This window comes from Nocardia acididurans, assembly GCF_016741815.1.
GTDB classification, from domain to species: Bacteria; Actinomycetota; Actinomycetes; order Mycobacteriales; family Mycobacteriaceae; genus Nocardia; species Nocardia acididurans.
Genome location: NZ_JAERRJ010000002.1, coordinates 749,273 through 765,331, shown reverse-complemented (window position 1 = coordinate 765,331; position 16,059 = coordinate 749,273). Strand labels below are relative to the sequence as shown.

The window sequence follows — 16,059 nt, the reverse complement described above, 5'->3', positions numbered from 1 at the left end:
ACATGAATACCAGGCCCCCCGCCCGTCGCGCCGCCGCCCGCGCGGCGGTCTCGCTGCTCGCCCTGCTGTCCGGTGTCGCATCCACCGGAATCGCTGCGGCGGAACCGGATTCGCGTACCTGGTATGTGCGGGCCGGGGCCGCGCCGGGTGGATCCGGCGATGCGGCCGCGCCGTTCGATTCGCTGGCCCGGGTCGAAGCGGCCTCCGGGCCGGGGGACACCATCGTGGTGCTGCCGTCGGCCGCCGTGCTGGACGGCGGGATCGCGCTCGAGGCCGGCCAGCAACTTGTCGGTGACGGCGATTCGGTGGTTGGCGCGGCCAATGGCGCTGTCCTGCCCCGGATTACGAATACCGGTGGCGCGCACGACGGTGACGCGGTGCGGCTCGCACCCGGTGCGCAGGTGCGCAATCTGGTGATCGACGGCGCACGCCGCGGCGGCATCTACGGCTCCGACGCGGCGGATGTCGCGATCACCGGCAATGTGGTGACCGGGACCAATCAGAACTGCGTCGACGGCTTCATGATCGGGCCGTTCACGCTGCCGCCGACCATTCCGCTCGGCGTGAGCGCGCCGCCGCTGCCCAATTTCATCACCCTCAACAACGGGTGGGCGGCCATCATGACCGACTTCTCGTCGGCTGCCGGAAATGTCCTGATCGCCGACAATCTCGTGCACAACACCGCCTGCGGCGACGGCATCGACGTCCGCGCGCACGGCGCCAGCCGCGTCACCGCCCAGCTCACCGGCAATACCACCCGCGATATCAACCTCGGGCTGGCGAAGCTGTCCGTGCTGGCGGTCGGACTGCAAGCCGGGGACACCGCCCAGCTCGACGCCACCCTCACCGGCAACGCACAGCTCGACATCGCGCCCCTGGACACCTCACCGCTCAACCACCTCGCCGACAGTGAGGGCATCTTCGTCAACGCCATGGGCCGCGCCCGCATGGACGTCACCATCGACCGCAACGAATTCCGCGACGGCCACGGCAATTTCTCCGCCAACGGCCTGGAGTACGTCACCACCAACGGCACGCCCGACAGCCGTGTGACCGTCACCGACAGCACCTTCGACACCGTGCGCGGCGACATCATCGAGAACTACAACCTCAGCAGCGAGGGCGCGCGCCAATCGCTCACCCTGCACCGGGTGCAGGCCCACCGCTCCACCTTCCCGGCGGCGGCCCTCAACCCGCTCATTCCCGCCAACCTCGGAACCTGCCTGGTGACAACGAATTTCGGCCGCACCGGGCACACCGACCTGACCGTCACCGACTCCTCCTTCGGCGACTGCAGCGCCGACGGCATCGGCCTGATCGGCTACACGCCGTCGGGCTCCGGGCCCGCCACCGCCGAACTGATCTTCGACATCCGCGACACCACCATCAGCGGAGCCGCGGCCAACGGTGTGAACATCATCAATATCGGCGACACCGCCGCCGTGCGCGGCACCATCGAACGCACCGGCATCTCGGCCGTCCAGGGCGCGCTCGTGCGCGCTCGCAATCAGGGCGGCGCGAATATGGCCGTCACCTTCGGACCCGGAACCCTCGACGGCACCGCCGTGCCGTGCCTGGCGGCAACCCACCCGCGCATCGATATGGCCGAATCGGTCATACGATCGTGTGTATGAAGGTTCTCGGTGCATGCCCCCTGGATTGCCCCGACGCATGCTCGTGGGAGGTGACCGTCGAGGACGGCGTCGCGGTAGGACTGCGCGGGAACAAGGCGCATCCGGTGACCCGGGGCGCACTCTGCGTGAAGGTGAACCGGTACCTCGAGCAGGTCGGATCGCCCGGACGGATCCGGTTTCCGATGCGGCGCGTCGGGGCCAAGGGGCAGGGACGCTTCGAACGGATCAGCTGGGACGAGGCGCTGGGCGAGATCGCCGAACGCCTCGGCGGCATCGTCGAGGAATACGGCGGCGAGGCCGTCTGGCCGTTCCACGGGACCGGCAGCCTCGGCTACATCCAGGGCGCGGAGGGATTCGCCGGGCGGCGGTTCTTCAATGTGCTGGGCGCGAGCCGGCACGATATGACCATCTGCTCGATCGCGGGCACCACCGGGCTGAAGTACACGCTCGGCACCTCCGGCGGCATGGATCCGGAGGATTTCGCGCAGTCCCGGCTGATCCTGCTGTGGGGCACCAATCCGATGAGCTCCGGACACCACCTGTGGAAGTTCATCCAGGACAGCGGGGCCTACACCGTCGCCATCGACCCGGTGCGCACCAAGACCGCCGAACGCTGCGACGAACACCTCGCACCCTTGCCGGGCACCGATGCCGCGCTGGCGCTGGGGCTGCTGCACGTGATCGTGTCGCTCGATGCGCAGGACGAGCGCTACATCGCCGACAACACCGTCGGCTGGGATGAATTCCGCACGCGCATAGCGGAATACCCGCCGGAACGGGTGGCCGCGATCACCGGGCTGCCGGTGGAGCGGATCATCGCGCTGGGGGAGCGCATCGCCACCACACGGCCCACCGCCATCCGCGCCTCGCAGGGGATGCAGCGCCACGACGGCGGCGGCATGGCCCTGCGGGTGCTGGCCTGCCTGCCCGGCGTCACCGGTGACTGGGCGATTCCCGGTGGGGGACTGCACTATTCGACCAGCGGACACTTCCGGCTCCGGACCGACGACCTGCTGCGGATGGATCTGCTGCCGCATCCGGTGCGCACCCTGTCCATGACACGGATGGGTGAAGCGCTGCTGGACACCGACGATCCGCCGGTGAAAGCGCTGTTCGTGATCGCCGCCAACCCGGTCGGCTCGAATCCGGACCAGCGCCGGGTGATCGAGGGCCTGAAACGGGACGACCTGTTCACCGTTGTGCTGGAACACTTCTCGACCGACACCGTCGACTACGCCGATATCGTGCTGCCCGCCACCATGCAGCCCGAACATCTGGATGTGCTCGCCGGATACGGTCACCTGTACCTGGTCTGGAACGAGCCCGCCGTCGAGCCGCCCGGCGAATGCCTGTCCACCACAGAGACCTTCCGCCGCCTCGCCCAGCGCATGGGCATGACCGAACCCGCGCTGTACGACTCCGACGAAGATCTGGCCCGCCAACTGCTCAAAGACCACGACATGGAACGGCTGCGCGCCGACGGCTTCCTGAAGGTCGACAAACCACCGGTTCCGGCGGGCGCCCTGCAATTCGTCTCCGAACGCGCCGCGCAGGACGGTCACGGCCCCCTGCCCGGCTACACCCCGCCCGGCGACCCCGGGGACGGCCTGGTCCTGATATCCGCTGCCTCCCACTACTTCCTGAACAGCACCTTCGGTTCGAATCCCGAATTGCTCCGGCGCGCAGGCGAATCCCGCGTCACCCTGCACCCCGACGACGCCGCCGCCCTGGGAATCGCCGACGGCGCACCGATTCTGGTGGCCAACTCGCGCGGCTCCTTCGAGGCGAGGGCCGAGGTCTCCGACATCGTCCGCCCCGGCGTGGCCGCCACCACCAAGGGCCGCTGGGCCAAACACAACAGCGGGGCCACCGTCAACGCCACCATCGCCGAACGCGATTCCGACTACGCCGGCGGCGCCGTCTTCCACGACAACCGGGTCCACATCACCCCACGCTGAGCACGACACGCGGTAGCACCTTCGGCGATTCGCACCCCGGAACTACGTACCTCCCTAGTAGTCTCGGGCCAGCGCGCACCGGAGGTGTTCCACCGTGACCAACCTGCTCGTGATCCTCGCCGCCCTCGCGGCCTCCCTGACCGTGCTCTACGCCGCCGCCAGAGCCGTCCGCCCCGCCCCCGCGGACCCGATGCTTCCGTACCTCTCCGGCGCGCAGGCCACCGAGCACGCGGTCTCCCGCTACCACGTCCGCTGGTACACGATCACCATGATCTTCCTGGCCTTCGACATGGAGATGGCCTTCATGTACCCCTGGGCCGTCGTCGTCGCCGACATCGGCCGCACCGCCGTCATCGAGATGTTCGCCTTCCTGGCAGTCCTCATGATCGCCGTGCTCTACGCCTGGCGCGAAGGCGCACTCCGATGGACCTGATCCCCTGGCTCCGCCGCCGAACGGCCATCGTCCCGTTCCTGGCGACAGCCCCCGGCGGCACCGCGACCCGCCTGGCAGTCGAGGCCGCCGTCCGCGCAGCGGGCTGGCAGCCCGCCGAAAGTCCCGCCGCCGCAAACCTGTTGATCGTCGCGGGTACCCCGCACGGCGCATTCGCCGACGCCGCCACCCGCATCCACGACTCCATGCCCCTGCCCCGAACCCGCCTGGACCTCCCCGAACCCGCCACCGCCGCAACAGCACTGGCCGAAGCCGCCGAAAACCTACGGTCGGGCCGGGCAATGGATGACCCGCTCGAGCACACCCCGGACACGACCCATCCGCCCTCCGGCCCGCACCACCACACCGATCATTCGGACGGAATGTCAGGTCCTTCCTCCACAGCACTGCACGCGCACGTCGACCCTGTGACCGGCGAACAGGGGCATGCCGGAGACGAGCACGAAACGCACCTGGGCGGGGACGGGATGCACGATCACGGCGGGCATGGGGATGGCATGCACGGGCACGCCGGGCATGCCATGTCGATGGACCTGCCGGGCGGGTTGGCCATGGCGGATCGGGCCGAGGATCGAGATGGGTTGCGGCTGGATGTGCTCACGGTGCCGTTGGGGCCGGTGCTGAGGTGGTGGCCTGCCGGGCTGGTGGTCTCCGCGCAGCTACACGGTGACATCGTCTCCGCGGCAACGGTTTCGGTGATCGAAGGGGCGGGTGGGGAGTCGTTCTGGCTGGGGCCCTGGCTGCGAGCGGCCGCGGGGGAGCCGGTCACGGTCGGCGAAGGCGGATCGTGGCAGGTGGCGCGGCGGCTGGATTCGGTCGCGAGCCTGCTGGGTGTCGCGGGGTGGGATGTCATGGCGGTTGCTGCCGCACGGCTGCGGGATGACGTGCTGAACGAGGCCATCCACCGGCGGCGGAGTGATTCGCCGGGGTCGGATGTCGATATTCGGCTGCGCCGGTTCGTCCGCCGCGTATCGATGTCGCGGGTGCTGCGCTGGTCCCTTCGCGGTGTGGGCCGCATCGACACGCTGCCGCCTGGCGTGTCCGCTCAGCCGACCGGAGGATCCGCTCGGCGCCTCGAGGGTGACGCCCGGTTGACTCCGGAGGGAAAGACCGGTCCGGTCGCGCTGCCGCCCGGCGGCTTGGCCGGGGATGCGCACGATCGGCTGGTGGCGATGCTCACGGGGATCGAGGACATCGACCGGACCGGTGAATCCGCCTTGGAGCCGGGAGAATTCGTGGCCGAGCAGGTGTGGCGGACCCGGTGGATCCTCGATGCGCTACCCGGATTGCTTGCGGGCAGCGAGTTGGCGGAGGCTCGGCTGCTCGTTGCCAGCCTCGATCCGGATCTGGAGACCTTCGCCCCGGCGCGATCGGAGGCTGTCCATGGATGAGATGCCGGGGCAGAGGGTTTCCGGCATCGCGCCGTGGTGGGCGGCGCTGCTGGTGCCGTTGGTGGTGGGTCTGATGGTGTACGCGGTGTCCGCGGCGGAGGCTGTGTTGCGGGCGCGGGCGGCGGGCGCTTCGGCGTCGGCGGCGGTGGCCGCACCGATGCGGACCGTCGCGCTGGCGCTGGTGCAGCAGCGGCGCGGCATTGTCGGCGCTGACGTATTGCTCTGGCGGGCAGCGGGATCGGTGCTGTTGGTCGCTGCCGTGTGCGCGGCCGCGCTGGTGCCGGTCGCGGGCACGGTGGTGCTCGATGGCGGTGTCACGCTGGCCTGGTTCAATGCGCTCGAGGTGGTGGCGTGGGCGGCGGTGTGGCTGGCGGGGTGGGGTGCGAATTCGGTGTTCTCGCTGGTGGGCGGGTATCGGTTCGTGGCGCAGGGGCTGGCCTACGAGTTGCCGCACATGTTCGCGCTGATCTGCGCCGCCGTGGGGTCCGGGTCGCTGAGCGTCGCCGATATCGTTGCCGCGCAGCAGGATCGGTGGTTCGTGGTGATCATGCCGGTCGCGTTCGTGGTGTATCTGCTGTCGGTGCCCGCCATGTCGTTCCTGCCGCCGTTCGCGACGGCGGCGGGGCCGGAGATCAGCGGGGGCGTGTTCGCCGAGTTGTCCGGGGTGGATCGGCTGGTGCTCGAATTCGCCAGGCGCGCACTGTTCGTGGCGGCCGCGGCCATGGCGGTGCCATTGTTCCTGGGCGGTGGCGCGGGACCGTGGCTACCCGGGTGGCTGTGGTCGGTGGTGAAGACGGCGGGCGTGCTGGCGGTGCTGGTGTGGTGGGGGCGGCGATGGCCCGCGATTCGGATGTCGCGATACATGGAGGTGGCCTGGGTGGTGCTGCTGCCGCTGATTCTGGTTCAGGCGCTGGTGGTTTCGATCGTGATGATTCGCTGAGGAGGTGCCGTGGTGACGCAGGTGCTGTTCTGGGTGTGCGCGGTGTGCGCGGTCGCGTCCGGGATCGCGGTGTTCCGGGTCGACTCCATGGCGCGCGCCACCTTCGCGCTGCTGGTGTCGTTCCTGTGTGCGGCGGGCACCGTATTCCTGGTCGAGCTGGCCTATCTCGGCGTGCTGGTGGTGCTCATGATGATCATGGAAATGGTGGTCATGGCGGTGTTCATGATCATGTACATGATGAATCCGGCCGGCCTCATGCCGATGACCATGGTGCACAACACGAAAGCTGCCGCCGGCATCTCGACGGCGGTGTTCCTGGCGCTGTCCTCGGTTGCGCTGCTGGTGGATTGGCCCGCGCGCGACGTGCAACCGCCCGCCGACCCGACCGCCTCCCTCGGCGCGGCCCTCATGGGTTCGAAAATGCTGGTGATGATCATCGTCGGCCTGGTGCTGTTCGCCACCATCGTGGCCACCGTGGTGCTGGCCACCCACCGCGGCCGCTACGACCGATACGGCGACCGCCTCGACCGCGCCCGAGCCGACGACCCGGTGGAAGGTGGTGCAGGGCAATGAATCTGCCCGAGTTCCTCGTCTTGGCGGCGGCCCTGTTCAGCATCGGCCTGTTCGGCGTCCTCTCCCAGCAGTCCATCGTCATGGTCATGATGGGCCTGGAGCTCATGATCAACGGCGTGATCGTGGCCGCCGCCGCGTTCTGGTATTTCGTCCGCCCCTCCGACGACGCCCAGGTGCTGGTGCTGGTGGCCGTCACCGCCATGGCCGTGGAGATGGCGGCCGGATTCGCCGTCACCACAGCCATTTTCCGGTCCCGCGACGTCGACATGGTCGACTCCGCCGCGGATCTGAAGGGCTGACGCCGTGCTGTGGTGGATGATCGCGCTCCCCGCCATCGCGGGTACGGCGCTGCTGGTCTGCGGCCGCCGCGCCGACCGCGTCGCACCGTCGACCTCCGTCACCGTCGCGGTCGCGGCCACCGCGCTGGCGATCCTGAATGCCCTTGATCGGCCGGAAGTTTCGGCTCCGTTCCTGACCGGCATCCCGCTGTCGCTGGGCGTCGACGGCCTCTCCGCGGTCATGATCGTCACCGTGACCGCGATCGTCACAGCGGTGCTGATCTTCGCCGCGGGCGACCTGCGCCCGGATGAGCCCGAGGCCCGCTTTCACGGCCTCATGCTCATGTTCTCTGCCGCCATGCTGGTCACCGTCACCGCACAGAACCTGCTCACCCTCCTGTTCGCGTGGGAACTCATGGGCGCGGCCTCCTACGCGCTGATCGGCTTCCGCTGGCGCGACGAACAGCGCGCCGCATCAGGCACCGTGGCCTTCCTGACCACGCGCACAGCCGATCTCGGCATGTACCTCGCCGCCGGTGCAGCCGTCGCAGGCGGCTCGCTCGCACTCACCCTGGACACCCTCCCCACCCTCGCCGAACCCTGGCGCGACGTCGTCGCGGCGGGAATCCTGGTGGCAGCCCTGGGCAAATCCGCTCAACTCCCCTTCAGCTTCTGGCTCTCACGAGCAATGGCGGGCCCGAGTCCCGTTTCCGCGCTGCTGCATTCGGCAACCATGGTCGCGGCCGGCGCCTACCTGCTGCTGCGCCTGGAACCCCTGCTGCACTCCACCGGCTGGGCCGGACCGGCCACCGCCTGGATCGGCGTCCTGACCGCCCTGGCGCTGGGTGCGGTAGCCGTCTGCCAATCCGACCTCAAACAACTCCTCGCCGCCTCCACCTGCGCCCAGGTCGGCCTGATGGTCATGGCTGCCGGTGCGGGCGGCGTCGTGGCGGGCACCGGCCACCTGGTCGCCCACGCCATCACCAAGAGCCTGCTGTTCCTGTGCGCGGGCGCCTGGCTCACCGCCCTCGGCACCAGGAACCTCACCGGCCTGCGCGGCTCCGCCCGCGCATACCCCGTTGTGGGCGTGACCTTCACCATCGGAGCCCTGAGCCTGGCGGGAGTTCCGCCGCTGGCGCTGTGGCCGACCAAGGACGCGATACTGTCCGCCGCCAGGGAATCGTCCACCGCGCTGTACCTCGCGGCCTGGGCGGCAGCCGCGCTCGGCACGGTGTACGCCGGGCGGGCGCTGACCCTGGTGTGGACGGTCGGCAGGCGCACCACCGTCGCGCGACCCGTCGACCCCGCCCTGTCCGATGGGATCACCGCACGCGGCGAGGTCACCGCCGCCACTAACGAGATACGGAATCACTGGGATGAGGAGGAGGTCGGCACGCGGCGGGTGAACACCGCACAGGCCCTGCCGCTGTCGGTGCTGGCGCTGTGTGCCGTAGCCGCCGGAGCTGCCGTGCTTCCGGTGGTGCACAACGGATTCGCGCGCGTGCTCGGGGATTCCGCGCCGACGATCGGATGGTGGGAACCAGTGATATCCGGCCTCGTCGCCGTGCTTGCCGTGGCCACGGTCGCGACGCTGATCCGTCGCCGCGGCGAGCTTTCCGCCGTCCCGTTCCTGACGAGCTGGCTCGGGCTGGAGTCAGCGGTCGACCGGCTCGTGGTCGCGCCGGTGTTCACGCTCGCGCGCGGGCTGGCGCGCTTCGATGATCAGGTGCTCGATCGTGGTGTGCGCGCTGCCGCGCGCGGTGCGCTGGCCGCGGCCGACGGGCTGGATCGCGACGCCGAACACAGCATCGACCGTGCGGTGCGTGGAATCGGCCGAGCGGCAGGCGGTGTGGGCCGGTTGGCGCGTCGGCCGGAGACGGGGCTGGTGCACCAGTACTTCGCCCAGGCGGTGGTCGGCATCGTCGTGCTGGCCGTCGTCCTGCTGGTGTTGCGATGAAACGGACTGTGCGGCACGGTGATCCGCGCCGAGGAGAGGTGAGGTGAGCGTGCTCGGCGTGCTGGTGTTCCTCCCGCTGGTGGCGGCGATCGTACTGCCCGCGCTGGCCCGCCTCGGTGATCGCGCGGTGCGCTGGGTGTGGGTGACAGTCAGCGCCGTCGAAGTGGCGCTGACCGTCCTGCTGTGGCTGCGATATCGCGAGAGCCCGCCCGCGGCAGGGGAATTCGCGTTCGAGCAGCGGCTCACCTGGATTCCGAGCCTGGGCTCCGGGTATCACGTCGGGCTGGACGGGTTCAGCCTGCCGCTGGTCGCGTTGACCACCGTGCTGTTTCTGGCGTGCGCGGTGTACTCGCTGCGCGAAACCCGGCGGGTGCGAATGTTCGCGGCGCTGTTCCTGTTCCTGGAGTCGATGTGCCTGGGCGTGTTCGTCGCACTGGATCTGGTGCTGTTCTTCGTCTTCTTCGATCTGTCGATCGTCGGCATGTACTTCGTGATCAACGGCTGGGGCCATGCGCGGGCGCGGCGGGCGGCGCTGCAGTTCTTCCTCTACACCTTCCTGGGCTCGCTGGCACTGCTGCTCGGCTTCATCATCCTGTACCTGGCGACCGAGCCGCACACCTTCGACATGGTCGAGCTGACCCGAGCCGATCCCCTGGCGGGCAATGGTATTCGCGGCGCGATCGCGCTGGCCGCCATTCTGGTGGGGCTGGCCATCAAGACGCCGACGGTGCCGTTCCACACCTGGTTGCCGTTGGCGCACACCGAAGCTCCCGCCGCCGGTTCGGCCATCCTCGCCGGTGTGCTGCTCAAACTCGGCACCTATGGTTTCGTGCGGATCGCCATGCCGCTGCTGCCGGAGGCGTGGCGGCGCTACGCCCTGATCATCGTGATCGTGGGAGTGATCAGCGTGCTGTACGGTGCGCTGGTCGCGTTGGCGCAGCACAACTTCAAGCGCATGATCGCCTACACCTCGGTCAACCACATGGGCTACATCGTGCTGGCGGTCGGCGCGGCCGGACTGGCGTCCCGCAATACCGAGGAGGCGCGCACGCTGGCCGTCTCCGGTGCGGTCACCCAGATGGTCAGCCACGGGTTGATCACCGGCGCACTGTTCCTGCTCGCCGGAGTACTGTACGAACGCCGGAACACCTACGACATCAACGCCTTCGGAGGATTGGCGGGCCAGGCTCCGGTCTTCGCCGCACTGACGGCGGTCGCCGCCTTCGCATCCCTGGGACTGCCCGGCTTCTCCGGCTTCATCGCCGAATTCCAGATCTTCCTGGGCGCTTTCGCACCCGCACCGGTGCTGACGGCGCTGGCGTTCCCCGGCATCCTGCTCACCGCCGGGCTGTTCCTGCGCGCCTATCAGAAAATGTTCCTGGGTCCGCAACAGACCACCGAATTCCCGGATCTCGCACCGCGCGAGCTGGTTTCGATCATTCCGCTGCTGCTGGCCGCCCTCCTGATCGGCATCCTCCCGCGCTTCCTGCTCGATGTCATCGAACCCGCGGCCCGCACGCTCGGCCTGCTGGTGGTGCGCTGACATGGGGGAGACGACCGACGACATGATGGGCCAGGACCTCCTGGCTCTGCTCCCGGAGGGCGCACTCGCAGTCGTCGCCGTACTCGGCCTCCTCCTCGGATCGTTCCTTCCCCGTCACCGCCAGTGGGTGGTGCGACTGCTCGCGGCCGTCGGCGCGATCACCACCGTGGCCGCCACCATCCCGGCCTGGAACGACGAGTCCACGCTCTTCGACGGCAGCTATGCCGTGGATACCGCGACCGATACGGTGCGCGTGGTCGTCGCCTGCGGCATTCTGCTGCTGCTCGTCCTCTCGCTACCCGAAACTCGCAGGAACGCACGAGAATCCGAGTACATCGTCCTGCTGGTGTCGGCCGGTCTGGGTGCCATTCTGCTCGCGGGCGCGAACGACCTCCTGGTCCTGATCGTCGCGTACCTGCTCGCCAGTATCCCGCTCTACGCCCTGGTCGCCTTCGCCAAGGATGCCCCGGGCACCGAGGCCGCGCTCAAGTACTACCTCTTCGGCGCACTCTCCGGAGCGGTCATGTTGTTCGGTGCCGCACTGCTTTTCGGTGCGGGCCGCGCCACTGCCTATCCGATGCTCGAGGATGCGGCCGCCGCCGCCCCGCGCACCGCACTCGCCCTCGGCGCCGTCGCCGTCCTCACGGGTCTGCTCTTCAAAGCCGGTGCGGTCCCCCTGCACTTCTGGGTGCCCGACGTCGTCCAGGGCACCCGGCCCGACGTGGCCGCGCTGGTCACCACCATTCCGAAACTCGGTGCGGTAGTGGCGATCTACCGGGTGAGCCCGCTGGTGCAACCGGCCGATATCGACTGGCGGCTGCTGCTCGCCGTCATCGCCGCCCTCACCATGACGCTCGGCAACTTCGCCGCGTTCTTCCAAACCGATGTCCGCCGCCTGCTCGGCTACTCGACCATCAGCCAGGTCGGCTACCTGCTGCTCGGGGTCGCCGCGGTGAGTCACAGCTCCCTCGCGCTGCCCGGTGTTCTGCTCTATCTCACCGCGTACGCGCTCACGAACCTCGGTGCCTTCGCGGTGGTCTGCGCACTCCCCGCCCTGCGCGCGCTCACCGACTACGCCGGTCTGTTCCGCCGCCGCCCGGCGCTGGTCGTCGCCTTGATCATCTGTCTGCTCGGTCTGGTGGGCACCCCGCCCACCGGCATTTTCGTCGCCAAACTGACTGTGTTCACCGCCGCCATCGATGCCCGGCTCGGCTGGCTGGTCGTGCTCGCGATCCTCAATACGGTCGCGAGCCTCTTCTACTACCTGCGGTGGATCCTCCCCACCCTGCGCGGCGTGCCACTCGACCTGCCCCGCGAGCCGTTCTCTGTGCTGCCACGCGCCCTCGCCTACCTGGCCGCGGCGGGCGTCCTGCTGACCGGCCTGCTCGCCGGGCCGATCCTGGAGGCCGTCGAGGGCACCGTCCCCATCCCCTGAGCACTCTTGCCCCGACCGACCCGGGAGAAATAAAGTTAGGTGACTCAAACTTTGTAGTTTGGTTAGGCGGTACAATGGTTGCGGCATCGCGGCGGCAATTTCTCGCAGGTGGGGCACTGCTCGGCGCGGCGGGGGCCGCGGCGGTTCCGGCGATCGTCGCCTCCGGACAGGGACACGGGCCCGGCCACAGCCAGACCACGGGCATGAGTCACGGTGGGGGAGTAGAGGGTCCGACCTTCCGCCTCGGCGCCACCGTCGACCACAGGTTCAACGGCTTCAATCCCACCGACGTGCTGCGCGATTTCGACTACGGCGTGGTCTCCACCCTCCCCGACGGCCGCACCCTGCGCACCTACGAGATCGCCAGCAGCGACGAGGAGCTGGAAGTCGCTCCGGGAGTACGCTTTCCGGCCTGGACCTTCAACGGCCGCATCCCCGGTCCGACCCTGCGCTGCACCGAGGGCGACGAACTGCGGTTCAAGTTCACCAACGGCTCCGATCACCCGCACACCATCCACTTCCACGGCCTGCACCCCGCCGATATGGACGGTGTACCCGGCGCGGGCCCCGGCGTGATCGATCCGGGCGAGAGCTTCACCTACGCCTTCGACGCCCGCCCGTTCGGCCTGCACCTCTACCACTGCCACGTCAGCCCGCTGGCCGAGCACATCGCGCGCGGGCTCTACGGCACCTTCATCATCGACCCGCCGACACCCCGTGCGCCGGCGGACGAATTGGTCATGGTGATGCACGGTTTCAACACCACCTTCGACGGCGAGGGCAACCAGCTCTACGCCGTGAACGGCATCCCCTTCCACTACGTGCACGAGCCGGTTCGCGTGAAACGCAATGAGCTGGTGCGCATCTACCTGGTCAACGTCCTGGAATACGACCCCATCAACAGTTTTCACATCCACGGCAACTTCTTCGAGTACTACCCGACCGGAACCCGGCTCGAGCCCGCCGAATTCACCGACACGATCATGCAGGCCCAAGGTCAGCGCGGCATCTGCGAACTGCGATTCCCCTACCCCGGCAGCTTCATGTTCCACGCCCACAAGACCGAATTCGCCGAACTGGGCTGGATGGGCTTCTTCGAGGTGGTGGAATGATGGCCGAACACACTGAAGCACACTCGGATTCCCGCCTTCCGGCCTGGCTGTCCTGGGTCGGGGTGGTGGCGGTCATCGCGATCGTGCTCACCACATTGGGGTTGCTCGGCGGGCGGGCGCTACCGGATCGGGTCGGTCCGCCCGTCGAGGAGGTGGCGGTCGAGCACGCGGTGCTCACCGAAGGGCGGATCGCGCTGACGGTGCGCAATACCGGGCCGGATCCGGTGACCATCGCGCAGGTGTTCGTCAACGACGCGTATGTGGACGTACGCGGCGGCGAAGAGGCCATCGGCCGAATGCGTTCCGCCACCCTGGATCTCGACTACCCGTGGCAGGACGGGCAGCCGTATCTGATCTCCATGCTCACCTCCACGGGGCTGGTCATCGAGCACGAGATTCCGGTCGCGGTGACCACGCCGCGGCCCGGGGCGTCGTTCTACGGCTTGATGGCGCTGCTGGGGATCTATGTCGGCGTCATCCCGGTGCTGCTGGGCATGCTGCTGCTTCCGGTATTGCGGCGCAGCGGATTCGGCGCGCTACGGCTGCTGCTCGCATTGACCGTCGGCCTGCTGGCCTTCCTGGCCGTGGACGGCACGATGGAGGGATGGGAGCTGGCGCAGGAGGCAGACGGCGCGTTCGGCGGCGCGCAGTTGGTCGTATTCGGTGCTGTCGCAGCGTTTCTCGCGCTCACCGCCGTCGACCGGTTCCTGCGGGGCCGCCGGGAGCAGGGGGAGCCGGGCACCGGTCCGCGCCTGGCGCTGATGATCGCCATCGGCATCGGCCTGCACAATCTGGGAGAGGGGCTGGCCATCGGATCCGCCTACGCGGTAGGCGAATTGGCGCTGGGCGCGTTCCTGGTGCTGGGCTTCGCCGTCCACAACACGACCGAGGGCGTGGCCATCGTCGCACCACTGGTCCGGCAGCGGGCATCGATTCCGACGCTGTTGCTGCTGGGGCTGATCGCCGGTGCGCCCGCGATCATCGGCGCGGTCGTCGGGGCGAGTGTCAACAATGCCGAACTCTCGGCGCTGCTGCTCGGCATCGGTGTCGGGGCCATCGCGCAGGTGATCGTGCAGATCGCGCCCGCCCTGCGCGCGGACGGCCGGGATCGTGCCGACGCCACCGTCCTGGGCGGGGTGATCGCCGGAATTCTGGTCATGTACGTCACCGGGCTGCTGGTGAGCGCCTGAGAACGGGAACGCTCATGTCGCAACGTCCTGAACTGCGTCGCCGCACCTTCCTCGGCTGTGCCGCCTGCGCGGTGGCCGCGGCGGCGGGATGCAGTTCCAGCCGCGCCGAGGATCCGGTCGCCTTCACCGTCCCGGCCGCCGATATCCCGGTGGGCGGCGGCATCGTCTACGCCGACCGGCAGACCGTGATCACCCAGCCGAATCCCGGTGAATTCCAGGCGTTCTCCACCGTGTGCCCGCACCAGGGCTGTGCGGTCAACGAGATTCGCGCGGACGTGATCGTCTGCCCCTGCCACGGCAGCGGTTTCCAGCTCTCGGATGGTTCGGTGCGACGCGGTCCCGCACGAGATCCGCTGTCGCGCCGCGAGATTCGGGTCGACGGCGCGCACCTGCGGATCGGATGAGCACGCGCCGGGCAGCACCTGCGCCGCCGTGCGACGGATGGTCATCGGCACACTGGTGATCACTAACGTTTCAGATATCGACTTCGCTGCTCCGCGGCGCGCATGTTCGGTCCCGAACCGGGTAGGCCGCCCATAGCGCGCTGCACAGGCCGCGCCGCGACAGCGAACCGGAGGGCCGAAACGATGGATGACACCTGGAAGGGCGAGACCGCCGACCCGAGCCTCGCGCCCACGACCCCCGCACCGGCCGGTACGCCGGGCACCGTCGACCCCCGGCACCTGCCGGGCACGCTCGGGCCGCGTACCGAACCGGACGGATCCCAGCCGCGGCTACCCCAGCAGGACGGGACACCGCCCCCGCTGCCCTCACCCGAGGGTATGCAGACCGGGCCCGCGCCCGGGGACCTGCCGCCGCACCGGCCCGGTGCTCCCGACACGGAGGGACCGACCGCCGTCTGGGTGTACGCCGTGCACGCCGGCGCCGATACGGGCCCCATCGGCCTCGGTGAGAACCGCACCGGCATCCGCGACAACCGTGCCGTCGCCGGCGTCAGCGGCGAATACGCGCGCGTGGTCGAGGCAGCCGGTCTGGCCGCCGTGGTGGGCTCGGTACCGGTGCGCGACTTCGGCCCGGATGCCCTGCAGCACAACATGAACGACCTGGACTGGCTGGCCGCCGCCGCGCAGGCGCACAATGCCGTCATCGAATCCGTCGCCGCCGGGCGCACCGTCGTCCCTGTCCGCCTGGCCGTGCTGTGCCGCGACGACGACGAAGTCCGCGCCATGCTCACCGACCGCCGCGCCGAATTCGCCGAGGCTCTCGACCTGGTCGAAGGCCGCGCCGAATGGGGTGTCAAAGTCTTCGTCCACGCTGCATCCGACGTCGACGCCGACGAGCCCGCCGCCGCCCGAGCCGCCGACGAGCTCTTCCGAACCCTCAGCCCGCACGCGGTAGCCACCCGCCACCGCCCCCTCACCGACTCCTCCCTGGCCGGTCGCGGCACCCCCATGCTCCTCAACGCCGCCTTCCTGGTCGAAGACGACCACGCCGACCAATTCCAAACCGCCGTCAGCGAATTCGACACCAACCCGCACATAGACGTGGACCCCACCGGCCCCTGGCTCCCCTATTCCTTCGTCGGAGCCATCGGCGACTCCCGCTGACCGCCCACGACCCGAACCCACCACCGAAC

Annotated in this window: 14 protein-coding genes; all 14 read left to right on the top strand. The window is 69.1% G+C overall.

Annotation, left to right across the window (positions count from 1 at the left end; genetic code table 11):
* Positions 1–2: 2 nt before the first annotated feature.
* The 14 genes from JK358_RS07925 (at position 3) to JK358_RS07860 (ending at position 16,030) form a co-directional block, all read left to right on the top strand.
* Positions 3–1,634, top strand: a complete 1,632-nt coding sequence (locus JK358_RS07925) for a right-handed parallel beta-helix repeat-containing protein (RefSeq protein WP_201945125.1) — start codon at positions 3–5, stop codon at positions 1,632–1,634.
* Positions 1,631–3,592: a molybdopterin-containing oxidoreductase family protein gene (locus JK358_RS07920; RefSeq protein WP_201945124.1), complete on the top strand. Its 1,962-nt coding sequence runs from the start codon at positions 1,631–1,633 to the stop codon at positions 3,590–3,592. Before JK358_RS07925 ends, JK358_RS07920 begins: the two co-directional genes overlap by 4 nt.
* A gap of 94 nt (positions 3,593–3,686) precedes the next feature.
* Entirely contained in the window at positions 3,687–4,025 is a 339-nt protein-coding gene (locus tag JK358_RS07915; protein WP_372440634.1) for an NADH-quinone oxidoreductase subunit A, read from the top strand.
* Positions 4,016–5,434 carry a hypothetical protein gene (locus JK358_RS07910; RefSeq protein WP_201945123.1) on the top strand — a complete coding sequence of 473 codons (1,419 nt, stop codon included), beginning with the start codon at positions 4,016–4,018 and terminating at the stop codon, positions 5,432–5,434. Before JK358_RS07915 ends, JK358_RS07910 begins: the two co-directional genes overlap by 10 nt.
* Positions 5,427–6,374, top strand: coding sequence for an NADH-quinone oxidoreductase subunit H (locus JK358_RS07905; protein WP_232850851.1), 948 nt, complete (start codon positions 5,427–5,429; stop codon positions 6,372–6,374). Before JK358_RS07910 ends, JK358_RS07905 begins: the two co-directional genes overlap by 8 nt.
* A gap of 9 nt (positions 6,375–6,383) precedes the next feature.
* Positions 6,384–6,947 carry an NADH-quinone oxidoreductase subunit J gene (locus tag JK358_RS07900; protein WP_201945122.1) on the top strand — a complete coding sequence of 188 codons (564 nt, stop codon included), beginning with the start codon at positions 6,384–6,386 and terminating at the stop codon, positions 6,945–6,947.
* Positions 6,944–7,246 carry an NADH-quinone oxidoreductase subunit NuoK gene (gene nuoK / locus JK358_RS07895; RefSeq protein WP_201945121.1) on the top strand — a complete coding sequence of 101 codons (303 nt, stop codon included), beginning with the start codon at positions 6,944–6,946 and terminating at the stop codon, positions 7,244–7,246. Before JK358_RS07900 ends, nuoK begins: the two co-directional genes overlap by 4 nt.
* A gap of 4 nt (positions 7,247–7,250) precedes the next feature.
* Positions 7,251–9,182 (top strand): NADH-quinone oxidoreductase subunit 5 family protein, encoded by a 1,932-nt coding sequence (locus tag JK358_RS07890; RefSeq protein ID WP_307817372.1) that lies wholly within the window; start codon positions 7,251–7,253, stop codon positions 9,180–9,182.
* A gap of 49 nt (positions 9,183–9,231) precedes the next feature.
* Positions 9,232–10,725, top strand: coding sequence for a complex I subunit 4 family protein (locus tag JK358_RS07885; protein WP_201945246.1), 1,494 nt, complete (start codon positions 9,232–9,234; stop codon positions 10,723–10,725).
* Between the two features lies 1 nt (position 10,726).
* Positions 10,727–12,160 (top strand): NADH-quinone oxidoreductase subunit N, encoded by a 1,434-nt coding sequence (locus tag JK358_RS07880; protein ID WP_201945120.1) that lies wholly within the window; start codon positions 10,727–10,729, stop codon positions 12,158–12,160.
* Positions 12,161–12,234: 74 nt separating this feature from the next.
* Positions 12,235–13,272: a multicopper oxidase domain-containing protein gene (locus JK358_RS07875; protein WP_201945119.1), complete on the top strand. Its 1,038-nt coding sequence runs from the start codon at positions 12,235–12,237 to the stop codon at positions 13,270–13,272.
* Positions 13,272–14,462, top strand: a complete 1,191-nt coding sequence (locus JK358_RS07870) for a ZIP family metal transporter (RefSeq protein WP_201945118.1) — start codon at positions 13,272–13,274, stop codon at positions 14,460–14,462. Before JK358_RS07875 ends, JK358_RS07870 begins: the two co-directional genes overlap by 1 nt.
* A gap of 14 nt (positions 14,463–14,476) precedes the next feature.
* Positions 14,477–14,866: a Rieske (2Fe-2S) protein gene (locus tag JK358_RS07865; RefSeq protein ID WP_201945117.1), complete on the top strand. Its 390-nt coding sequence runs from the start codon at positions 14,477–14,479 to the stop codon at positions 14,864–14,866.
* 183 nt (positions 14,867–15,049) lie between these two features.
* Complete coding sequence (locus JK358_RS07860; protein ID WP_201945116.1) at positions 15,050–16,030, top strand: GvpL/GvpF family gas vesicle protein; 981 nt, start codon at positions 15,050–15,052, stop codon at positions 16,028–16,030.
* Positions 16,031–16,059 lie beyond the last annotated feature (29 nt).